We start from the raw sequence: 24530 nt of genomic DNA on the forward strand, positions 1-24530 counted from the left end.
ACTTCGTATAGTTATGAAGTACGGCCGCTTGAGTTTCCTGACTGTTTTGTTGAAAGGTTTGATCATCGAGTTGCAGTTCAGCCTTAAGTTCCTCTGCTAATTCATTTGGTTTTCCGTTCGCAAATTCATTTAAGTAGTAAAGAATTCGATCTTTCATTTCCTGCGATGCCTTATTGGTAAAAGTTACCGCAAGAATGAACTTGTAATAATCAGAGCGGAAGCGAAGCGCCAGTTTTAGGTATTCTTTTGCTAACGTGCGCGTTTTTCCGCTCCCTGCAGAGCTTCGATATATTGAAAAGATCTTATCCAAAGATGGTATTAAAATTCAAGTATAAAGTTGGTTTTCGATAACGAATAACACCGCAAGTTATAAGTCTGCATCGATAAGTTCTATACATAGATAAATTAGCAACTGCTTAATTATCAATAAAATTCAAATGATTTTGATTAATTTTGGAATAACTTGTTAAAACCCCCTGGTTATGCACCACTTACGGTATCTTATTACTGCCGCTGTTGTTTTATTATTAATTTCTCAGACAGCGTTGAGTCAGAACAAAAAGCTGGATAAAACACTCAAAAAGGTTGACAACTATTATAACGGTGGTTATTTCCCAAAAGCATTAAAATCCCTAAGAAAGTTTAAAGGCGGAGCTTTAAAGCTAGGTACTGAAAATGACTACATGGTTCAGTATTACATTCGTGAAGCTCGAATTAATCTTGCCTCAGGTATTATTGCAGGATTTGAGGCCAGTATCAATAATGCACTTGCCACAAGCGAGAGGGTTCATGGCTCATCAAATAAAAGTCACGTTTCTACTTTAATAGATATCGCTGAGTTGTATAACGAATATGGAAATTATAGAATTAGTATCGGATATATCGAAAAGGCTAGGGGGATTATAGAGAAGTTGGCTGAAGTTGATGAGGGTTTAAGGGCACGCATGAATCTTGTGCGAGCAGAAACTTTAACAGGACAAGGCTTTTATAATGAAGCTATAGCGGTGGCCAGAAGCATAGAAAACTACTGCTTGGTAAGAGCTGTTGAAAAAGAAACAGTTGTAGAAGGTGGAATAATAAAAACAAGAAGAATTGCTGTCGAAGAATTACCTCAAAGATTTGAAGCCTATGCGCGCTTACTCACATTAATAGCTCGTGCATACGGAAAGAAGGGAAACCTGATTAGTGCAGATTCCGCTTTTACAGCAGCGGCTACGTGGATTAAAAAAAATCAACGTTATATGGACGAAACAAGTGTTGCCTATGTTAAGAACAATTACCTAAATTCCCTTACTCTCATAGAAAACGGCAACAAGCAGCGCGGGCAGAAGTCTTTAGAGCTTGATAATATCCTTGATGGGTTAAAGAAGCGGGTAGCACCTACACACACCCTGGCGCAGAATATCTATCTTGATTATTTGAAGGAACTTATTGAACGGGGAGCCAAGAGTAAATACAATACCACGAAGCTTGAATACGAACGCAGCTTGATTAAGTACTTTCCCAAGACAAGTTTGGTTCGTTTAAATTTCAACGCAGTTGAGTTTACAGCAAAATTCGAGAAGGAACATACAAAAAACCTGGAAACAAATGCAATTAACATGCTTGATTCCAAATCTGTTCCCAAATACTATCGTACCACAGAGCGTATCCTCGCATTTCTAACAGAAGTCGCTCTTTTAGAGAAACGATATTTAAATGCTGAAAATTATCTGCTTCAGATCAGTGAAATAAAAAAGGAGTTATGCGGTGAGAGCTCTCCTGAATATCATCTTTCCCAAATCCAGTTAGCAAACTTCTATCTTGATTATACAAATAACATCGAACGGGCCGGTAAAATTTATGAAGAAAGCTATTCGAAGGTTGTGTCCAAAGAAATAGAAGCATGGCACAAAGATCATTTAAATATACTTAACCACCTTGCCAGATATTATGAAGTGATGGATAAGTACGCTCTTGCAGCTACTATTTTGGACAAGGCCTCCGATGTTGCGAGATCAAAATATGATTCAAATGATCCTGATTTTGCCATAGAACAAGACTATCTGGCTCAGTTGCAATTACGCATAGGTCAGTATGAGAAAGCTGAGGAGTCAATTAATAAAGCATTGAATATCCTTGAAAATTATCGTAAAGACGAAGCTTTTTTAGGAGCGTATGTCCACACAATAGAAACGCAGGCAAAGTTGTTTGGTATAAAGGGATTGTTTGATGAAGCTGAAAGTAATCTGGATAGATCAAGAAAATTAATTTCTAAGGCAAAAATAGCGCTAGGTGGCGAAGTTTCGTCTGCAGAGGAATTATCCTCACTGTTAATTCAATTGGGCCGGTTCTCAGAAGCAGACAAAGTGCTAAACGATCAGATACCATCTTATGAAAGACTTTATGGTGTCAATTCCCTTCGGCTTATAGAACCTCTCGTTTATAAAGGGCGCATTTTACTATCAAAAGGTGATTACACGGAAGCGGAAAGAGTAGCTTTGCGCGCAAATCAACTTGCTTTAAAAATATACGGTGACCATTCTACAAAGACAGCACCAACACAAAAACTCCTTGCGGACATCTACTATACCCTTGGTGATTATGATAAGGCAGAGGGAAATTCTTTAAAGGCAATCGTAAGCCAGGAGAATCAATTTGGCCGTTCTCACATTGAAGTTGCAAAATCTGTTTCCCAACTGGCACTTATTAAATTCTACAAAGGTGACGCCAACGATGGAATTGAAAAATTAATGCTGGAGGCAAGAGATATCATTCTTCAAAAGCTCGGTAATGAAAATCCTCAGTACGCCGAGATGCTGAAAAATCTTGCGGTGCTATACATTTCAGAAGGTAAGTATGATGCTGCCTTTAACTCATTAACAGTAGCAGAAATGATATGGCGAACAAAAACAGGAACAAAGAATAATATCAATGCCGCAAGTATTTATACGTTGACAGGTGATGTTTACTATCAGCTTAAAAATTACAGGAAGTCTGAAGAATTTTATAACCGAGCCAGAGACCTATATGAAAAGTTCTTTAGCACCAGGCACCCGGAGTATGTAAAAGTACTATCAAAGCTTAGTAAGGTTTATTATATGGAAAAGGACTTTAAGAAGTCTAAACGGTTAATTGAAGAATCATTGACTAACTATGAAAATTTTATAAAACAATACTTCCCGGCGCTGAGCGAGCGTGAGAAGGCTAAATACTGGAATACAATTCGTGGGGATTTTGAATTTTACAATACACTTGCTTTTAGTAACCTTGAAGACTTCAGAGACCTTACTGCAAAAGTGTATAACTATCAGCTCCTAACGAAAGCATTATTACTCAGCTCTTCAATAAAAATTCGCCAAAGAATAATGGATAGTAATGATGAGGAATTGAAGAGTAAATATAACAACTGGGTAGCGAAGAAAGAAAAGTTAACATTAGCATTATCAATGAGTCCTGCTCAGCTCACGGAAAATGATATTAACCCGGCATCTCTTCAGGATGATGTAGAAAGAATTGAAAAAGAGCTAAGTCAAAAGTCAGAGATATTTGGACAAAGTTTTGAGAATAAACGAATCAGTTTTGATGATATCCGAAAGTCTTTAAAACCGAATGAAGTAGCAATGGAAATGGTTAGATACAGGTACTTCAACCATACCTTTACAGATTCTGTAATATATGCAGCCTTGTATCTCACTGCTGAAACGTCAAAACCGAAAGCCATCATTTTAAAAGACGGCTCAAAGATGGAGACTCGTTATTTCAAGTTCTATCGAAATGCAATCACTGGTCGTATTCCTGATAATGTCTCTTACAACGTTTATTGGAAAGCAATAAGCGATGAATTGGGACAGACATCAACTGTTTATTTATCTGCGGATGGTATTTACAATCAAATCAACCTGGAGGCTATACCAGCACCAGATGGAAGATATATCATTGATAACTCAAACATTGTGTTGGTCAGCAATACCAAAGACATCTTTTTGAGGAAGTCAAGGCCTGCATCAAATGATAAAGTGAACACGGCATCTATGTTTGGTAATCCAACGTTTTACCTTACTGCTTCTGCCGATGTTGCGAAAAATATTTCTGCGCTTCCTGGTACACAAAAGGAAGTAGACCAGCTTCAATTGATGCTGAAGGAAAAAGGATGGTTAACATCCGAATACCTTGAAGATGCTGCCGCAGAAGAAAAAATAAAGGAACTCAGTAGCCCTAAGATTTTTCATATAGCGACACATGGCTTATATAAGCCTACAGAACAAGTTACCTTAGAAAAGGAGATGGAAGGAAATGAAGCAGTGTTGGCACAGAATCCGCTACTTCGAACTGGCTTATTATTAAAAGGGGCTGGCGATTTATTAGATAAAACCAGCTATAACTACAACATGGAAAATGGGATTCTTACAGCCTATGAGGCAATGAGTTTGAATCTGGATAAAACTGATTTGGTCGTTCTCAGTGCTTGCGAAACTGGTTTAGGTGATTTGCAAGCAGGAGAGGGGGTTTACGGCTTACAACGGGCCTTTCTTGTTGCCGGTGCAAAAGTACTTATTATGAGCATGTTTAAAGTAGACGATGAAGCTACACAAAAGTTAATGTTAAAATTCTACCAGAAGTGGCTGAATAGCGGAAATTTGCGCGAGAGTTTTATAGAAGCAAAAAAGGAACTGCGTGTTGAATATCCTGATCCTATTCATTGGGGAGCATTTATGATGATTGGACTGCAGTAAACTGTGCTACCGATAGTACCGCATGGAAAGGGTTATGATTTCATAGCCCTTTCTTATTTACAGGATCGAAGAGGCACAGATTTTTTCGCCTTACTTAAAATTACATGTAATGGCGGCTAGCAATGTATCTCGTAAATATGCTTTAATTACAGGAGCAACCAGCGGCTTCGGTTATGAATTTGCAAAGCTCTTTGCAAAAGATGGATATAATTTGGTTCTCGTTGCAAGAAACGACGAAAAACTTCAGGAGCTTGCCGCTGACCTTACGCAAACTTTTCTGATCGAAGTTCTACCTATCGCAAAAGATCTTTTTAATCCTTCCGCGGCAGCAGAAATCTATAGTGAAACACAGGCAAAGGGAATCGTAATAGACGCGTTGGTAAATAACGCGGGACAAGGAACATATGGTCTGTTCGCTGAATATGATTCTGATCGGGATGTCGATATGATTCAATTGAATATCACTTCACTGGTGTGTCTCACAAAACTATATTTGAAAGAAATGATTGCTCGCAACGAAGGAAAGATCCTTCAGGTAGCATCCCTGTTGGGTAAATATCCAACTCCTTACATGAGCGTGTATGCTGCGTCTAAAGCCTTCGTGGTAATTTTTACAGAAGGATTGATTAATGAACTTAAGGGTACACAGGTTACGGTAACTGCATTACTCCCAGGGCCCTCAGATACCGATTTCTTTCACAAGGCAGGTGCTGAAGAGACTGTTACTTATAAAGAAGAAGATCTGTCAAACCCTGCAGTAGTAGCGAGGGATGGCTTTGAGGCATTAATGAATGGAGAAAGCCGTATAGTATCAGGTATCAAGAACAAAGTGTTTGCAGTCATGAGTGGTGTAATGCCTGACAGTGCATTGGCATCTACCATGGAGAAGAAGATGCGTCCAAGCGGCGAACAGGAGGGCCGTAGTCATATTACACATGGGCCATCAATAGAAGAACGTGATAGAATTGATGCCGCAACAGGTAATACAGACGGGGACTACCAGGAGCATGAAGATCATGTTCACACGAAGGAATAATAATTAATTTGGAATTTATGGTTAAGGATCTTATAGTTACAAGAAGTATCACGTTAAATGCATCACCCGAACGTGTTTGGGAAGCGCTTACGCATCCTGGAATGACTAAACAATACATGTATGGTGAAGTGAGTTGTGATTGGCAAGAAGGGAGTAAAATCTTCTGGAAAGCCAATAATGAGCATGGAAAGGAAGTACAGCAAAAGGGTGAGGTTCTTAGAATTGTACCTGGAAAGCTGTTAAGTTATGCTTTGTATGATCCTGAAATACATTTAGAGGATAAAATTGAACAATATATGCACATCACCTATGAAATTATCCAGAAGCGCGACTTTACCGAGCTTTTAGTTACTGTGGATAATCTGGGTGGAAGTGATGCCATTGCAGACCAGGTAGTCGAGATGTTGGACTTCGAGGTGCTTCCAAAAATAAAATCACTGGTAGAAACAACATTATAATTGAAGAGGGGATAGACAAGCGTTATAAATTAAGAACGCTTGTTCTTATTATTTGGCATCTTGTTTTTAGCAGCATTGGAAACCAATGCTATGAAGGTTCTTTTGAAACTACTTTTTCTGGTTATTTCCCATCACGTATTTTCCCAATTTAACGATACAACAAATTATTATATTAATTATACCTCTACCGGAATCATTAATAAGACTAACGAGGGAAATGCATACGTTCTGAATAATAATATAAAGTTTAACATTTATAAAAAGAGCATTTCGCTCAATACTGCCAATAGTTGGATTTATGGTGAACAACAAGACAATCTCACCAATAACGACTATGTATCAAATCTTGATCTTAACCTCTTTAAAACAAAAAGGCATATATACTATTGGGCACTTACAACTTTTGAAAGGAGTTACTCTTTAAAAATTAATCATCGATTACAGTCAGGAGCAGGAGTGGGTTATTATATTATAGATAACAAGAATTTCGTGTTGCAGGTAAGTGATGGTCTTCTTTACGAGAAAAGCGATTTATACGACTCAGAGGCTGGTAATAATAACTATCAAACAATAAGAAATTCCTTTAGGATTAAATTCAGGTGGATACTAAAGGATATCATAGTATTAGATAATACTGATTTTTTACAACACTCCTTTAAAGATGGGGACGACTACATTTTCAGGAGCAATACCAATGTGTCTGTTAAGTTGCGTAAGTGGCTTAGCTTTACAATTGCTGTTAACTATAACAAATTGAATCTTACAAAGCGGGAGAATTTGCTGCTGAACTACGGTTTAACTATGGAAAAGTATTTCTGATTCGAGACCATTAAAGCACCATTTTTAAGCCGGTCCATAGTGCTATATCTTTTTTATAATGACTTATAAGTATAAGTGTGGTTTCTGGTTTTAGATACTTTACCAGGTAGTCTGATACAAGCTGTTTTTGTTCTGTGTCCAGGAACTGAAACGGCTCATCCAGTAGTAATAGATCTGCTTCTTTTGTAAAGAACTGGATCAAAAGCATGAGCTGGAGCTGTGATGATGATAGTTGTTTAATGGGGCAGTCGAAAAAGTGTTCTGCTTTAAAGTATGTGATTAAACCGCTTAGCTTATCTGCCTTAATTGTTTGGTCTTTCAATAGGTACTGGTTAGCACTTTCAGTAATGTATTGTGGATTTAGATAGCTCAACAATTCCGGCCCAAGATAACTTATCCTTTTTTTTATATCCCAGATAGACTCTCCGCTACCTCTTCTTTTTCCGAAAAGAAACACCTTTTGGCTATAAGCAAAGGGATGATCAGCATATATAATGCTGAACAAAGTTGTCTTCCCAGAGCCATTTCTCCCGACAAGTGCCCATCGTTCTCCCTTTCGAACGGTCCAGTTAAAATTGTCAATAATAATCCGCGATCCGTATTGTATTGTAACGTCTTTAAATTCTACAACGGGTTCGTTTGTAATGTTTAATTGTTGGAGTGTCTTGGTATTGTTGTTGTTTTGTTGTGTGATCTCTTTCTTTACAGAATAATCTGAAGTCTCTACAATAGTGAAATTATTAATTACCATCCTTTTATTTATGATTGTTGGTAACTCATGGTCATGATCAACAATAATAATTTGGATGAGGAACTCATTCGCAATAAATGTTATGAAATTATTTAAGTCTGCTCTGCTTTCATGGTCAAGGCCCTCGTAGGGATAATCAAGTAGTAATACGCGGGGTATTGAAGCAGAAAGGTTTTTAAGAATAAGTACCTTTTTAAGTTGTCCATTTGAAAGCTTTGTTATAGGTAAGTTAAGCAGTGCAGTAATATTAAAGCTGGAAGGAAACTCAATGTTTAGGGTATTAATCTCACCGATTAAGTCTTTTACCAATCGGGTTCTTTCATCTCCTATCGTGTAATAGCGTTGTTGGTAGAAGGCAGTGTTATCGGATAGAAATGTTTGTAATGCATGTGCCTTTATGTAGTGTATTTTACTTTTCCGCTCAGCATATATTCCTTCGTAATCTTTGCTGTGTATAAAATCAAAGTGAATGCTGCCTTTGGTTGGGTGGATGGCACCTGCAAGTATGCCAAGGAAAAGTGTTTTACCTGCACCGGAAGGTCCGGTAATAACCCAATGTTCATTGCTGGCTATTGCTATGTTTAAATTTTGAAATAAGGTAAGGCCTGAACGTACGAGTGTTACTTCCTTTAATTCAATCATTAATTATCAAGATACGCTTTTGAGGTGGCTAAAGTAAAAACACATTTTGTTAATAGGTAGTATCAATAGTAGATGTATTGAGATAAAAAAGCACCCAAAATAGGGTGCCTCTCTTTATTTTTTTTATATAAAGAATGCTTAAAATCCTTTAGATATAAAAGCTTAAGAATGTAAGGGCTAGTAAAACGCTAATCACTAAGGTTTTTCTAAAACCAGTGATAATGTTTTTTGTCCGCCTTCCTGCTGTGGTTCAACCTCCAGTGGGTCAGAAACTATTTTTCCTTCAACTTCTTCGTTTTGATAAACTACCCTTACGCGTCTCCCTTTATCATATTCTGATTCATCTCCGGGAGAGACAGAAACTCTTACCTGTACAGGATGGCCTTCTTGGAAGGTTCTATAGATGGAATTTTCTTCGGGAGATATATTCACAGTTTTCATAGTCATAATTTATTACCTGTTAAAACAATCTGAAAAAATTATACCACCAACAGTGAGTATTATACTGCCGCTTAATTAACGGAAAATTCTATCTTTTTATAGTTTTCTTTACATGCGCAATACAGCGGGCGATATGCCTGCCTCATTATTAGGCTCTGCCGCTCTTCATCCATTATCTTTGATGTCATAAACCTCACGCTTCTATGGAGTATTTCAATTCATTGCCGATTACTGAAAAAAGGAAATTTCTTTGGACTAATGGCCGGTATGTTCTTACCACTGATTTCTATGGATCAAAAGTGAAGCTCTTTTCTTTAAACGCCTCTTTTGTAGAAGTCTATTATCATCCTGTGGAAAAAAAGGTAATGCGAATTTCTGTTGCTAACGATGGTGATTTAAAGAAGCATTTACATGGGGTTACAATTCCAATTTGATTTACGTAAAGCTTGCTAATCCCTCTACAGGTAGAAGTATGGTTATAATCCAGCTTCTACCAAGTTTTTAACAAGTTCTTTACGTTAGTATTCCTTCCACCATTCAGTTGCTGCGGAGTCAACTGCTGCAAATGCAACTCTCTCACCAAGTAAAGGTGTAGTTACTTTTACATTCAGTCTCTCTGCTTCTCGCTTTGCTCGTTGTATTGGTTCTTTCCAGGGATGCAGTGCTAAAGTAAATTTGCCCCAATGTACCGGCATTAATACCCGAGCTTTAAGATCAATACTTGCTTGTACTGTTTGCTCTGGCATCATATGAATGTTAGGCCATTGCTTGTCATACTGCCCACATTCAAGCATAGCAATGTCAAATGGACCATACTTTTCTCCTATAACTTTAAACACTTCATCGTAACCTGAATCACCTCCAATAAAGATGTTGTGTTGGTCTACCCGAAGAACGTAAGAAGCCCACAGTGTTTTATCACGACTAAAACCACGACCCGAAAAATGCCTCGCAGGAGTAGCCACTAAACTAAACCCATCAGCTATGGTTATACCTTCCCACCAATCTAATTCTGTAATCTTACGCTTATCTACTCCCCATTCTTCTAAATGTGCACCTACACCAAGTGGAACACAAAACAACTTTGCCTTTTCTTTTAGATTGGAAATTGTATTGTAATCAAGATGATCATAATGATCATGAGAAATGACAATTACATCAAGTTCAGGTAAATCCGCTTCGTTGTAAATCCTCGTGCCTGGATAACTCTTTGAACCTGCATACTGAACTGGCGATGGTCTGTTGCTAAATATTGGATCTACTAAAATCCGCTTGTCGTTAACTTCCAGTAAATATGTTGAATGGCCGAACCAAATCACGGAAGGTATACCGTTTGTATTTTTCTTTAAATCCGTTCTAATGGAAGGCAACGGTCTTTCAGGTTCTCGTCCAATACCTTTTCCGAAAAATTTAATGAATAGTTTGATGTAGGAAGCATCCTCAGCAATTGTTGAGGTAACTGCCAGATTTTGAAACTTGCCATCCTTATAGTTTTTGGATTCTTTGATTCTACTAAGTCTTTCTCCGGAAGGCAATTTGCCAAAAGAAGATTGTTGCATAAATAAAAAGGTAATTGTTGCCAGGAAAATTATAACTATGAGAAAATATTTTATGAGCCTCATGTGAATGTAGACGCTTCTGGAACTCAAAATATTTTAAAAGATGTTGAATTATATTTTTCTAAAAGCTCATAGTCGTATACAATACCAATAAGTTATTCCTTCTCTGCTATTTTTTCCGCAAGCTTTTCGTCGTCAACGCCGTCTGGAATAAAGAATATTATAGGTGGAATAACGAAACAGGCAAAAGAAATGTACACACTTATAAAGGCTAAAGGAATCGAGATAAGATATGCGACAATCCCTATATAGTTTTTCTTTCTGGCCTTGGATGTCATTCTAAATATCTTTGAGTTTAGATTTTTATCATCTTCTTTATGTATTAAAGCCTTTCTTTCCGCATACACGCGCATTACCGATAGTAAAATCGTTGTTAATAGCATAACTCCGCCATAAAGAGCTACTGATAGGGGATCAGATGGGTTTGCTCCAATCATAGTGGTTGTTACAGGAATTATGCTTATTATAAAAAGGAAACCGAGATTCTGTATAAGCAATTGTTCATTTGTCTTTTTTAAGATGTGAAAGAAGTTGTGGTGGTTTAACCAAAAAATACCAATCATGGTAAAACTCAAAAGATATGCTATTGATTTTGCCAAGGTCTCCTTGTTGTAGAAGTAGGAATGAGGAGTGACTTCTTTGGCTGAAAAATCTGGTATCAATTCCATTACCATAATAGTGATAATAATCGCCATTACGCTATCACTGAAAGTCTCAACTCTTGTAGTGCCAATTTTCATAACGAAATAACAAAGAACAAGTGTGATTGTTTAGTACCATAATATATCTCAATATAAGCCTACCCAATTCCAAATTGTGCAAATACTTCAAGTTTAATTAGGCTTTTACCAGCTTCACTTTGTCTGATTTTTATACCATCTGTGGGTTAGATCTATGAAGATACTTTAGTAAAGTGTATTTACTGCATGTAAGAAAGTTGTTAAATTCTTAGTCAGAAAATAAGCGCATACTCTTAGCTGGTACTAATAGTCTTTTTTACCCGTCGTTTAAAAGCTTGTTTTGATGTAAAGTGCCTCTCAGATAAGAAAACCTGTAATATTGTGAAATGCAATAAAAGTGCGTTTTTAAAGGTGTTTCAATCGTTTACATTGTCCACCTTTGACTATTATAAAGCCCAATCGTATGATACCTTTTAAATTTATCTTTCTCTTTTTCGTTTTCTGGTCAGGTGTTCCAAGCCTGCTGAATGCTCAAAAAGTAGGTCTCCTTATGGATAGTTATATCATTGACAGATGGTATATTGATGAAAAGCTTTTTACAAGTAAGGTAAAAGAGTTGGGAGGAGAATGTGTTGTTGAAGTACCCCACGGAGATGCGGATGAGCAGCTTCGTTTGGCAAAGAAACTTATTGAAGATAAGGTTGACGTATTGGTAGTGGTGCCGGTTGATGGACAAAAGGCAGTGGCAATTGTTGAGGCCGCAAAGCAGGCAGGTATTCCTGTAATTTCGTATGACCGTTTTATCGCAAGCCAGGATGTTTCATTTTATATCTCCTTTGATAATGAAAAGGTAGGAAAGCTCCAGGCGCAGTATGCTTTGAGGAAAATGCCTTCTGGAAATTATATTCTTATTAACGGACCTGTTTCAGATAATAACAGCATAGCTTTTCATAATGGGCAGCTAAGTGTATTGAAGCCTTACGTTGATTCAAAAAAGATAAGGATTGTTGCTGATTTTGTTTTACATGGATGGAGCGAATTGGAGGCAATGATGAAAACTGATGAATACCTCACTAATAATAAAGCAATACCTAACGTAATTATTGCAGCTAATGACGCAGTTGCCACTGGTGCAATTCAGGCTTTGCCCGAGGAGCTTGTCTCTAAGGTAATCGTTACTGGTCAGGATGCTGATCGTACTTCATTGAAAAATATCATAGCAGGTAAGCAGTCAATGACAATCTACAAACCCATAAAACCGCTTGCTACCAAAGCAGCTGAAATAGCTATACAGCTTGCTAAGGGTGAGCATGCACAAGGTACAAAACTAAAATTTAACGGGATTGAAGTTGATGCTATTTTACTTGAACCTATTGTCGTGGATAAAACAAATTACAAGGAAACGGTAGTGAAAGATGGCCATATTTCTTTAGCCGAGCTTGCAGGAAAGTAAATAGTATATTAAATGCTCACCAGTTGAAGGATGGACAAACAGGGTACTTCCTTTTTTATTTTCTCAATAGAAATATTGCCGTATTATTGTTGTAGTTAAAACGAATTAACATGTCTATAACAACTCATGCAGAACTTCTGGGAATAACAAGAGTAAGTGATGTAGTAGGTGATACATTAAAACAAATGCGTGAGTATGCACGCCCTGGAATGTCAACCAAAGAGCTTGACGACTTTGGGAGATCTCTATTACAAAAATATGGAGCACAGTCTGCACCCAAATTAATGTATGGTTTTCCAGGTTGGACATGCATTAGCATCAACAACGAAGTTGCTCACGGCATTCCTTCCGCAAAGGTAATTCTAAAGGAAGGTGACCTTGTTAACATTGATGTTTCAGCTGAACTCGATGGTTTCTTTGCTGATAATGGTGGCTCATTTATCTTGGGAAACGACAAGCGCAACCTTTCCCCGCTAATTGAAACTTCCAAACGCTTGTTGATGGAGGCAATAGGTTGTATAAGAGGAGGAGTAAGAATATCAGAGATTGGAAGACATATTGAAACAGAAGCAAGGCGCTCCGGGTTTAAAGTGATAAAAAACCTGGTAGGTCATGGAATCGGTAGAAGCCTTCATGAAGAACCTTCTGAAATTCCATGCTTTCACGACAGGAATAATATGAGGCGTTTTAAAAAGAACTCGGTTGTGGCCATCGAAACTTTTATATCTACAGGAGCTTCTTATGCAGCAGAAAAAGGTGATGGTTGGACATATATTACCAGAGATGGAAGTTTTGTTGCTCAGCACGAACACACAATTCTAATTACAGATACACATCCAGTTATTCTTACAGAAAAGAATGATATTACCTTTTAAAATCTGATATCAACTTTCTTTTTTGAAAGCAGGTAGTAATACTATCATAAGAATCGGGAACAGCTTTTGTTTGCATCTACATTAGTTGTAGTATAAGCAGATTCACAATGAAAGCAATTATTATTCAAGATTTTGGTGGTGTAGATAAGTTAGTGACAACGGATGTGACCACGCCGTCAATTAAAAATGATGAAGTTCTGGTGCAGGTAAAAGCAATAAGTATAAATCCGGTTGATGTAAAGTCAAGGGCAAGCGGAGGTGTTTTGCGCACGATTACAGAAAGACCCCTTATACTCGGCTGGGATATAGCAGGCATTGTTGTTGAGGTTGGTGGTCAAGTCAAAAATTTTAAGAAGGGTGATTCAGTATTTGGAATGGTTAACTTTCCAGGACACGCCAAAGCCTATGCGGAGTTTGTAACGGCCCCTGCCTCACACCTTACTCATAAACCTGCAAATATTTCTTTTGAAGAAGCAGCTGCCGCTACCCTCGCAGCGCTCACAGCATGGCAAGCTTTCACTGTGCATGCTAAAGTAACCAAAGGTGACAAAGTTCTTATCCATGCAGCTTCCGGAGGTGTGGGTCATTATGCTGTTCAGCTTGCAAAACACTTCGGTGCCTATGTAATTGGAACTTCATCAGCGAAGAACAGAGATTTTGTGTTAAACCTGGGGGCTGACGAGCATTTAGACTATCAAACAAAGCCATTTGAAGAGTCAGTTGCCGATGTTGATGTCGTATTGGATTCGCTCGGGCCGGATAATCTTAAAAAGTCTATTACAGTAACACGCAAAGGGGGCACCGTTGTAAGCATTCTTGGATTTGCAGAACATTTGAAAGATGAGGCAAAAAATAAAGGGGTAAACGGCAAGCCTTTTCTGGTTTCTTCTAATGGCAATGACATGGAAGCACTTGCGGACTTAATGGCACGCGGAATTCTTCGTTCTCATGTATCTAAGACTTTTACTTTCAATCAGATGCGTGACGCTCATCTGGAGGTTGAGTCAGGCAGAGTGGTAGGAAAGGTAGTTGTTACCCTGTAATTACTTCGTTGAACTAATCCAATGTAAGTAATAACATCATGACCACCGCCTTCACAGAATTATTGCTGGGCAAAGATCTTCGCTCTATCTCGAGAAGCAAAGAAGTAATTGGCTTGGTATATGATCAGGCAAGCTTTGACGAATTGTTTGGCCTTTTATTCCATCACGAAAGACTTCTGATCATTCGCGCGGCTGATGCGGTGGAGAAAATCACCAGGCACAGACCGGAATTTCTTGAGCCCCACAAAACACAATTACTTAGTTTGCTACATGGATCAGTACATAAAGAACTTAAGTGGCACATAGCTCAACTCATTCCGCGTGTTAAGCTTACAATTGACGAAGCTGCAGATGTATGGCACACCCTTTCTTATTGGCTACTTAATCCTAACGAAAGCAAAATAGTAAGGGTAAATGCACTTCAGGGATTATATGATTTTGCAAAGCAATACCCTGAACTTGAGCATAAGTTAGCAGAAGAGGTGCAGCACGTACGGCATGAACAAATCCCTTCTTTGCAAGCCCGCATTCGAAAACTTAAATTATAATAACGAAAACTGACTTTTGTCATACATTCTGTTGATGGGTATCATACCATGAAACAGTAAGTGGCAGTACGTTTGCTCAATAAACTATACATTTAAATGAGCATACTGAAACAGTGTTTACCTTCGATAGCATGCAGAATGCTATTGCTGTTTTTGCTAATGCTTTTTATTGCTACTGCGTGTCAGTCTGTAACATCAATAACATCATCATTTAAGCTTTCAAGCTATCCTGTATTTCTACCGTTAGATACCACGCATTATGTTTACAAAGGACTGAAAAACAGGAAAGCAGTTTTTAAGTTCTATAGGCAAAATAATTTTCTCGCTGTATGGAGAAATGATGATAGCATTTTCGCAGTAAGTGATTCTTTAATTCAATTTATTACAACTATTCGCAGGGCAGGTTTACTGCGCCAGCATTATCACCATGCAGATATAACGAACTTGTATGCTAAAGATGATAGTATATCTAAAATCCGTTTCGATATATTGTTGACAGATGCTTTCTTAAAAATTGTGTCTGACGTTCATAAAGGCAGACTAACCAAGTCCGATAACAAATTGGATAGCGTATCAATTATAACATTGAAGGGAGTTTTTAAAAGGGGAAGTGTAAGAAAGGCAATAGAGGCGTTTGAACCACAGCATGAGCAATACCTTCAGTTAAAGCTGACTCTTAACAATCTGCTTCAGTCTTTATCAGAACCACAACATGAGCTGTTGCTGGGGGGCAACACAACAGATTCACTTCAAACATTTAAAGTAATTCAAACTTTAGAGATAAATATGGATCGATGGCGGGCTGAGCGTACAGTACTTGGCTCGCCTCGTGTATGGGTCAATATTCCTTCTTATGAGCTGAAGGTTTTAGATGGCGAGCAGGAGGTGCTTAATTCTAAAGTAATTGTCGGAAAACCATCAACACCAACACCCATACTCAGTAGTAATATCGACTGCTTTATACTATATCCTTATTGGCATGTGCCGCGAAAGATAACTGTAGAAGAGTTCCTTCCGGCCATTCAAAAAGATACGATGTTTCTGTTGCGTAATAGGTTTGACGTGCTCGATAAAAAGGGTAACGTGGTAAGTCCATCTTCTGTTGAATGGAGTAGTTATACCGCAAGAAATTTTCCCTATAGATTAAGACAAAGAGAGGGAATTGACAATGCTCTTGGCGTTATTAAGTTTAATTTTGATAATCCGTATGCCGTATACCTTCATGATACAAACAATAAGGCGCTTTTTAAGTGTAACGACAGAGCGCTTAGTCACGGCTGTATACGTGTTGAAAAAGCATTTGAATTGGCGAAGTACCTCATACGGGATGAGCCGACCGAAGTGTTAATGAAAATTGATGAGAGTATCCTGCTGAAGAAGCGTAGAACTTTGAATGTTGTTCCTGCCGTTCCTGTATATATCCGATACTTAACTTGTGAAATAGTAAACGGAAGACTACTTATCTATCCTGATATTTATAGACTAGACGCCGCTGTTAGAAAGAATATTTATAAGGCCAGTCCCCTTCCCTTGTAGGAGTTTCTGAAGCGCAATGTATTATCGGTATCCCTGAGTTATCCTTAAATAACATTTACTTACATAATTGATCATTGTTACCAGTAGGTAAATGTTTATATCATACAATGAGAGAAAGAATCCTTCGTTTTAAGGGATTCTTTTTTTATTTATGTGAGTGAAAGAAGTATACCTTGGAGTGAAACAGGAATGATAGCAAGATTTTTATTTTGGTTGTTCATCTATTGCATTGTTGCCGCAAACACGGTAATTGCGCAAACGGCACACTATCAATTCAGGCAGCTCGATGTTGACGATGGCCTGTCGCATAACCAGGTCACATGCTTTTTAAAAGACAAGAAGGGATTCCTATGGATAGGTACATTCTTCGGTCTTAACCGGTTTGACGGCTATTCCATAAAAAATTATCTCAACGATCCGCAAAATACAACGTCTATTAGTAATAACTCTATAACCAGTCTCTTCGAAATGCCGAAGGGTGAAATAGGGGTCTTTACAGCGGCGGGCTTGAATATCTTTGATCCCAATTCAGAATCTTTTAGCACCGATCTTACAACGTTCTACCAGAAATACCAGTTGCCTGAGGGGATAATAACAAATGTATTCACTGACGGAAATAAAAATATCTGGTTTTCCTATGAGGCAGGGTTAGCAAGGTATAATGCGACAGATCAAACAACATCCTTTTTCAGGCATGGCAAAAATTCGAAATCCATTAGTACCGATTCTGTTTCTGCTTATGCAAAAACAGGAGACAACTCACATTGGATCATTCATAAGAACGGAATACTTGAAAAAATACAATTGCACGAGCAGGACCTGCAAGTAACGTTCAGAAACGATTTTTTAAATAAGCTGAATAAAAATAAGATATATGACTATCAGCTGTTGGCTGATAGCAAGGGCGGTTTATGGATTTACATAAGAGACGATCCTCAAGGCCTATATTTTTTTAACCCTCACAGTAACGAGTACCGTCATTTTCAACAAACTTCCCGTGAAGGAAAATTAACTTCAAATTTTGTAAGCGGTATTGTAGAAGGACCTGACGGATCAATGTGGTTAAGTACCGATCATGGTGGCGTAAATATTATCAACAGAGAAACATTTTCCGTTAGTTATGTTCTTAACCATCCTGAAGATGACCGCAGCATTTCACAAAACAGCGTCAATACAATATATCGCGATAATGAAGGCATAATTTGGTTAGGAACTTTCAAGAAGGGCATCAGCTATTATCATGAAAATTTAATCCGTTTTCCTTTATTCAAACACTATCCCTTATCAACTACCGGCCTTCCTTATGGTGATGTTAATCGATTTGCAGAAGACGAGCATGGTAACCTATGGATAGGCACGAATGGCGGAGGGCTCATATACTTCGATCGAAAAAGAAATACTTACAGGCAATTTCTTCACGATCCCAATGATCCCAATAGCATTAGCAGTAACGTTATTGTAAGTCTCTGCATGGATCATCAGAAAAAATTATGGATTGGTACATACTACGGTGGGTTAAATGTTTATGATGGAAAGAAGTTTATTCATTACAAACATGATCCTTCTAACCCTGAGAGTATTTCGGATCAGAATATATGGGAGATTTTTGAAGATTCACGCAACCGTATCTGGATCGGTACCATACATGGAGGCTTAAACTTATACGACAGGGCTACCAATACGTTTTCGCATTACCGCAAAGATGATGTTAACTCCGTTCAATCCAACTACATTGCATCAATCAGCGAAGACAGAGATGGTAACCTGTGGTTTGGTACATCAGATGGCATCGATATGCTTGAGCGCGCTAGCGGAAGGTTTTTTCATTATGCACGCAATCCTGCATCCCAAGGAAGCCTAACAGATAACAATGTTTTTGATATTAAAGAAGACAAGGAGGGAAGAATTTGGGTAGCAACGCGTAATGGCTTAAACCTGTTTGATAAAAAGACAAAGACCTTCGGCGCCTTCAGGGAAAAGCAGGGACTACCACATAATACTGTCCTCACCATTCTAGAGGATGATTACGGTAGCGTGTGGGTTAGCACGTCCAATGGATTATCGCGCATTATCAATGTAACAGAGAGTGATACTACGAAGTTTCAATTCAGAAATTATGATGAGGCCGATGGTTTACAGGGTAAACAGTTTAACGAGAACGCAGCATTTAAAACCAGTAACGGCGAATTGATATTTGGGGGCGCAAATGGTTTTAATATATTTGATCCCGCAAAGTTTGGTGTGAATAAAAATCCGCCAAAGGTTATCTTATCCGATTTCCAGGTTTATAACAGAAGCATAAAGGTAGGGGAGAAGATTAATGGAAACGTGTTGCTGCCTGTTTCCATTACCGATATTCAGGAAATAACATTACCACCAGGACAAAACGTATTTTCTATTGAGTTCACTGGTCTTAATTTCTTTAATCCAGAAAAGAATAAATACGAATACATCCTTAAGGGATTTCATACGCAATGGCTGGAAGCCGATTCTAAGTCAAGGAAAGTAACTTTTACTAACCTCAATCCCGGAGCATATACATTTGTAGTAAAAGCTTCTAACAACGACGGCATCTGGAATAAAGAAGGTGTTAGTGTGAGAATTAATGTGCTTCCTCCTTTCTGGAAAACGAGAACCGCCTTTGTTCTTTATACCCTTGCCATTATTAGTGCGTTGCTGATCACCCGAAAGCTGATACAAAAAGGTGAACGCCTTAAGTTTGATCGTGAGCAGGAGCGTAAAGAGGCTATCCGTATGCACGAGCTAGATTTGATGAAGATACGGTTCTTCACAAATGTAAGTCATGAATTTAGAACACCGCTAACACTGATACTCACACCGCTTGAGAAGATGATAAGGCAAGCGAAGGAACCGGAACAACTTCAGCAGTACCAGTTGATACAGCGCAATGCTAAGCGCCTCTTAAACCTGGTTAACCAGTTGCTCGACTTCCGCAAGCTGGAGGTTCAGGAGATGAAACTCAATTCCTCTGAAGGAGACATCATTAAGTTTATCGAAGAAACGGTCTACTCATTTTCTGATCTCTCAGAGAAAAAAGACATCAAGCTTTCTTTTGTCACATCTGTTCCCTCACTGGAAACATTATTTGATCAGGATAAGCTGGAGAAGGTACTTTTTAATCTACTCTCCAATGCGTTCAAGTTTACACCAGAACATGGCAGTGTATCGGTGATTGCAGAAGTAAAGGAAAATCAATCCGGTAAAACACTTGAAATAAAAGTTCAGGATACAGGAATAGGAATAGAAGAAGATAAGCTGGATAAGATATTCGACCGTTTCTTCCAAAATGAATTGCCAAAAACAATGGTAAATCAGGGAAGTGGTATTGGTCTCAGTATTACAAAAGAGTTTGTAAAGATACATGGCGGTACAATTGATGTTAAAAGCGAGTTAGGAAAAGGAACTTGTTTTACAGTTACAATTCCTGTAACGGAAGTACTCCACCATCCGGAAGAAATTGCAAATGAAGATTTGAAACAAATACTTATAAGCGATGACGCACTTGATTCTAAAAAACCTGTTATTCTTCTTGTAGAAGATAGCGAAGATTTCAGGTTTTATCTGAAAGATAATCTTAAAGCAGACTACAGAATTGTTGAAGCAAAAAATGGTAACGATGGTTGGAAGCAAGTACTCGATACGTTGCCTGACCTTATTGTTAGCGATATTATGATGCCGGAGATGAACGGGATAGAACTTTGCCGCAAGATAAAGGCAGATCAGCGCGTTTCACATACACCTGTTATTCTGCTTACAGCCCGGTCGAGCGAAGAGCAAAAGCTGGAGGGCTTCGAAAGCGGTGCAGATGATTACATTACCAAACCTTTCAATTTCGAGATTCTTGTTTCACGAATCAGAAACCTGATAGCCAAAAGAGAGAAGTTACATCGGGCTTTCCCGTCACAGCTTCATGTAAAAGCATCAGAGCTTAAGATTACCTCGCTGGACGAGAAGTTTATTCAAAAAGCGGTGAAATGTGTTGAAGATCATATTGCCGATCCTGATTTTTCGGTTGAAGACCTCAGCCATGAGCTGGGTATTAGCCGAGCCCATTTCTATAAAAAGGTAATGTCGCTTACAGGAAAAACACCGTTGGAGTTTATAAGAATGATTCGCTTGCAACAGGCGGCGCAGCTTTTAAAGAAGAGTCAGCTAACGGTGGCCGAAATTGCTTACAAAGTAGGATTTAACAATCCAAAGTACTTTGCGCGATACTTTAAGGAGGAGTACAAAGTTTTGCCTTCGGTATATGCATCTAAAGCAAAAAAATAAGGTAAAACTGGCCGAAAAGACAAATGCTACCTATCTACGAGCAATTTGAATAACCTTTTCACTGGGCTGATACTTTTAGATTTGCACCGCTTTAAAAATCGTGATGTCTAAAAAAGCCAGAAGATCCATTCGAATGATGCTCTTTATTGAGTTTGTTATGTATGCGGTTATTGCCCTTTCCATTGCCTATTTTTTGACAATCTGATTTGATGTTTAAAATAGATTTCCTGTACCTGGTGCTGGGATTCCTACATATACCGGATTCTGGCGCCGGACACAAGCATTTAGCCCCAATCAGCCATTAGTAACCCATTAGAGTGCCTGGGAAGTGCCTACGGTTAACCCCTGGTATTCTTCGGTCAAAATGCTCCTGACCCAACCTCACCGCAGGCACCCAGGAGGCATTTCTAAGGCATTCTAATGCTATTCTATTGCTAGGCAATACGTTAATTCTGTTTTGGAAAAAACTGCTACCGAAGAAAACTTGAACCGGTATTCACAGAGAATGTTACCGATGTATGGCTTAATGGCACCATTATACCCCCTTTATTCTTGAAAATCTCCCGTTTCTTAGAAATGCCTTTTTTGTTGAATAAGAAAAGATTTTGTAGCCAAAACATTACCCTCTTTGCAACATTTTGATACCCTCCGGAGACGATTGCAGGAGCACGATCAGACAAATTGATACCCTCGTTTAAACCCGCTCGCCCATACCTTTATCGCAACCGATTTCGAACAATCGCTTCTAAACCAAGATGAAACAGATTCTACTTACGTTAATTTTCGCCGCACTTCTTTTTGGATGTGCCTCAGACAAAAACAAGGCTTATAAAAAGTTAGATGATGGGCTTGTAGTGTTTCCTTCAAACGCTCAGGGCAATGTTAAACAGGTAAAACTGCAGGTAGTAGCAGATAATATTATTAAGGTTACTGCCACCGCTGCTGATGCCTTCAGCACTGATACAAGCCTCATGGTACTTCCGCAACCTAAATTCAGTGATTTTAAAGTGACGGATGAAAATGGCAAAGCCATTATAGCCACTAAAAACCTGAAAGCAGAAGTAACTTTTGAAACAGGTGAGGTGGTTTTTAAAGATGCCTCAGGAAACGTAATCTTTCAGGAGCAAAAAGGTGGAGGTAAGAAGCTGGATTCATTGAAGATAGAAGGTGTTAAAGGATTTGAGATAACACAAATCTTTGAATCGCCTGATGACGAAGCCCTCTATGGTCTTGGTGGTCACCAGAATGGTCAGATAAATTACAAAGGAGAAGACGTTGAGCTTACCCAGCACAACATTATTGATATTGTTCCCTTTCTGTATTCCAATAAAAATTACGGGCTACTGTGGGATAATTATTCCATTTCTCATTTTGGTGATCCACGCCCTTATCAGCCGTTGTCATCACTTCAGTTATTCGATCGCAACGAAAAGGCTGGTGGTCTTACAGCAGATTATTACGTAGGAAATAAAGTGGTTAAGAGTGCTACTGAAGATAATATCACATACGAATTTCTCGAAACTCCTCAGGTTGATAATTTCCCTAAAGATGTAGCACAGAAAGGTAAAGTGATTTGGGAAGGATCTTTCTCTTCTGAGATTGAAGGCATACACAAGTTTCTTGTTTACGCTTCAGGTTATACCAAGCTGTGGGTTGATGGAAAATTGATTATTGATAAGTGGCGCCAGAACTGGAATCCATGGACAGACAAGTTTAATGTTGATCTTAAAAAAGGAGAGAAGCATAAGCTGAAAATCGAATGGAATGGTGAGGGTGGTTACATTGCTGTAAAGCACCTCGATCCGTTCTCTCCCGAACAGCAATCAAAGATCACGCTTACATCAGAAGTAGGAGACGAAATCAACTATTACTTTATTAAAGCAGACAATGCTGATGGTGTAATCAGCGGTTACAGAAAACTTACTGGTAAAGCACCTATCATTCCTTCATGGGCTATGGGCTTCTGGCAAAGTCGCGAGCGCTATAAAACCCAGCAGGAGATGTTGGATGTTGTGAAAGAATACAGAAAGCGAAATATTCCTCTCGATAACATCGTGCTCGACTGGCAGTATTGGAAGGATCCGGAATGGGGATCTCATGAGTTTGATGCCTCACGTTTCCCTGATCCGCAGGGAATGATCAACACCCTTCACAACGATCTTCATGCTAATCTGATGATTTCAGTATGGCCGAAGTTCAATAAGGGAACAAAGCACTATGACGAATTGAATGAGAAAGGATTTCTTTTCACGCGTAATATCGAAATGAAAAGAAAAGATTGGGTGGGTATTGGTTACGAAAACACATTTTACGATCCCTTCAACCCTGAAGCAGGAAAACTTTTTTGGAAACAGATCGATACTAAACTCAATAGTCTAGGAGTAGATGCCTGGTGGCTCGATGCTACAGAGCCTGACATGCACTCAAACATCTCTATTGAAGAGCGAAAGTTGAACATGACGCCAACAGCTATGGGCCCAGGTGTAAAATACTTCAATGCATACTCGTTGTTGAATTCAAAAGCTGTGTATGAAGGCCAACGTCAGTCAAGTCCTGATAAAAGAGTCTTCATCTTGACACGTTCTGCCTATGCAGGTCAGCAACGCTACGGTGCCACTACCTGGAGCGGAGACATTGTTTCCCGCTGGAGCGACTTTAAAGATCAGATAGCAACAGGCATCAACTTCTCCTTGTCAGGCATTCCTTACTGGACAATGGATATCGGTGGCTTTGCTGTTGAAACAAGATATTACAACGCGAAAGGAGAGACGCTTAACGAGTGGCGCGAACTTAATAACAGGTGGTTCCAGTTTGGTGCGTTCTGCCCTGTATTCCGTTCGCACGGCCAGTATCCATTCCGTGAGATCTACAACATAGCACCAGAAGGTCATGAAGTTTATAACAGCATGGTGTCTTACAACAAGCTGCGTTACAGACTTCTGCCTTACCTCTATTCACTGGCGGGTCATGCATATCATAATGACTATACAATAATGCGCGGTCTTGTAATGGATTTTCCCGCTGATGAAAATGTAGTGAACATCGGCGATCAATACATGTTTGGTCCTGCATTTTTAGTGAACCCTGTTTATAAGTTCAAAGCAAGAAGTCGTGAAGTGTATTTGCCAGCCGATGCAGGATGGTACGACCTTTATACCGGAAAATACTTTAAAGGAGGCGAGAAGGTAAAAGCTGATGCTCCTTTGGATAAAATGCCAGTGTATGTAAGAGCAGGATCAATAATACCAACAGGCCCTGCGTTGCAGTATACAAATGAAAAGCCGGCCGATGCGCTTACCATTTTTGTATACACCGGAAAAGATGGTGACTTCACCTTGTATGAAGATGAAGGTGTCAACTATAACTACGAAGATGGTTCGTATTCAACGATACCTATGCACTACGACGATAAGACAAAGGCATTGCAGATAGGTGATAGAAAGGGATCTTTTAAAGGAATGCTTTCTGCCAGAAAATTAAAAATTGTTTGGGTTGATATCAATAAGCCTGTAGGGATGAACTTCGATGTGCATCCCGAACAGGCTATTGATTACAATGGTCAGGCGATAACTATTACGATGAAATAGAATAAAAATAAACTAACAAACCCAAATTAACACG

At 38.8% G+C, this 24530-nt stretch carries 17 protein-coding genes; 12 read left to right on the forward strand and 5 right to left on the reverse strand.

Translation table 11 applies throughout. The annotated features are described in order from the left end of the window. The coding region (locus KK060_RS02640) for a UvrD-helicase domain-containing protein (RefSeq protein ID WP_254151900.1) at positions 1–310 on the reverse strand (310 nt) is incomplete at its 3' end. A gap of 172 nt (positions 311–482) precedes the next feature. Here KK060_RS02640 and KK060_RS02645 point away from each other — a divergent pair. The 4 genes from KK060_RS02645 to KK060_RS02660 all read left to right on the forward strand — a co-directional run bounded on the left by KK060_RS02645 (position 483) and on the right by KK060_RS02660 (position 7028). Continuing rightward, positions 483–4715 (forward strand): CHAT domain-containing protein, encoded by a 4233-nt coding sequence (locus tag KK060_RS02645; RefSeq protein WP_254151901.1) that lies wholly within the window; start codon positions 483–485, stop codon positions 4713–4715. Positions 4716–4824: 109 nt separating this feature from the next. Further along, positions 4825–5751, forward strand: coding sequence for an SDR family NAD(P)-dependent oxidoreductase (locus KK060_RS02650; protein WP_254151903.1), 927 nt, complete (start codon positions 4825–4827; stop codon positions 5749–5751). Between the two features lie 17 nt (positions 5752–5768). Then, the gene (locus KK060_RS02655; protein ID WP_254151905.1) at positions 5769–6209 is read left to right on the forward strand and encodes an SRPBCC domain-containing protein; all 441 of its coding nucleotides are present in this window, start codon (positions 5769–5771) and stop codon (positions 6207–6209) included. A gap of 90 nt (positions 6210–6299) precedes the next feature. Continuing rightward, positions 6300–7028 carry a DUF481 domain-containing protein gene (locus KK060_RS02660; protein ID WP_254151907.1) on the forward strand — a complete coding sequence of 243 codons (729 nt, stop codon included), beginning with the start codon at positions 6300–6302 and terminating at the stop codon, positions 7026–7028. A gap of 10 nt (positions 7029–7038) precedes the next feature. Here KK060_RS02660 and KK060_RS02665 read toward each other — a convergent pair whose 3' ends face one another. Further along, positions 7039–8421 carry an ATP-binding cassette domain-containing protein gene (locus KK060_RS02665; RefSeq protein ID WP_254151909.1) on the reverse strand — a complete coding sequence of 461 codons (1383 nt, stop codon included), beginning with the start codon at positions 8419–8421 and terminating at the stop codon, positions 7039–7041. 195 nt (positions 8422–8616) lie between these two features. Next, positions 8617–8862, reverse strand: coding sequence for a hypothetical protein (locus KK060_RS02670; protein WP_254151911.1), 246 nt, complete (start codon positions 8860–8862; stop codon positions 8617–8619). Between the two features lie 203 nt (positions 8863–9065). Here KK060_RS02670 and KK060_RS02675 point away from each other — a divergent pair, with 203 nt between their 5' ends. Next, entirely contained in the window at positions 9066–9296 is a 231-nt protein-coding gene (locus KK060_RS02675; protein WP_254151912.1) for a hypothetical protein, read from the forward strand. Between the two features lie 84 nt (positions 9297–9380). Here KK060_RS02675 and KK060_RS02680 read toward each other — a convergent pair whose 3' ends face one another. Beyond that, positions 9381–10421 (reverse strand): MBL fold metallo-hydrolase, encoded by a 1041-nt coding sequence (locus KK060_RS02680; RefSeq protein ID WP_254151914.1) that lies wholly within the window; start codon positions 10419–10421, stop codon positions 9381–9383. A 155-nt stretch (positions 10422–10576) separates the two neighbouring features. Then, a complete protein-coding gene (locus tag KK060_RS02685) occupies positions 10577–11221 on the reverse strand; it encodes a TMEM175 family protein (RefSeq protein WP_254151916.1) in 645 nt (214 codons plus the stop codon). A gap of 403 nt (positions 11222–11624) precedes the next feature. Here KK060_RS02685 and KK060_RS02690 point away from each other — a divergent pair, with 403 nt between their 5' ends. The 7 genes from KK060_RS02690 to KK060_RS02720 all read left to right on the forward strand — a co-directional run bounded on the left by KK060_RS02690 (position 11625) and on the right by KK060_RS02720 (position 24496). Beyond that, entirely contained in the window at positions 11625–12614 is a 990-nt protein-coding gene (locus tag KK060_RS02690) for a substrate-binding domain-containing protein (protein WP_254151918.1), read from the forward strand. A gap of 110 nt (positions 12615–12724) precedes the next feature. Beyond that, the gene (gene map / locus KK060_RS02695) at positions 12725–13489 is read left to right on the forward strand and encodes a type I methionyl aminopeptidase (RefSeq protein ID WP_254151920.1); all 765 of its coding nucleotides are present in this window, start codon (positions 12725–12727) and stop codon (positions 13487–13489) included. A 107-nt stretch (positions 13490–13596) separates the two neighbouring features. Continuing rightward, on the forward strand, positions 13597–14532 hold the full coding sequence (locus KK060_RS02700; RefSeq protein ID WP_254151922.1) for an NADP-dependent oxidoreductase: 936 nt from the start codon (positions 13597–13599) through the stop codon (positions 14530–14532). 38 nt (positions 14533–14570) lie between these two features. Continuing rightward, positions 14571–15080 carry a HEAT-like fold family protein gene (locus tag KK060_RS02705; RefSeq protein WP_254151924.1) on the forward strand — a complete coding sequence of 170 codons (510 nt, stop codon included), beginning with the start codon at positions 14571–14573 and terminating at the stop codon, positions 15078–15080. A gap of 96 nt (positions 15081–15176) precedes the next feature. Next, positions 15177–16616, forward strand: a complete 1440-nt coding sequence (locus tag KK060_RS02710) for a L,D-transpeptidase scaffold domain-containing protein (protein WP_254151926.1) — start codon at positions 15177–15179, stop codon at positions 16614–16616. Between the two features lie 189 nt (positions 16617–16805). Continuing rightward, entirely contained in the window at positions 16806–20909 is a 4104-nt protein-coding gene (locus tag KK060_RS02715) for a hybrid sensor histidine kinase/response regulator transcription factor (protein WP_254151928.1), read from the forward strand. A gap of 755 nt (positions 20910–21664) precedes the next feature. Then, the gene (locus KK060_RS02720; RefSeq protein WP_254151930.1) at positions 21665–24496 is read left to right on the forward strand and encodes a TIM-barrel domain-containing protein; all 2832 of its coding nucleotides are present in this window, start codon (positions 21665–21667) and stop codon (positions 24494–24496) included. Positions 24497–24530: the final 34 nt, after the last annotated feature.

The sequence above is a fragment of the Chryseosolibacter indicum genome, from assembly GCF_018598585.1.
GTDB classification, from domain to species: domain Bacteria; phylum Bacteroidota; class Bacteroidia; order Cytophagales; family Cyclobacteriaceae; genus Chryseosolibacter; species Chryseosolibacter indicus.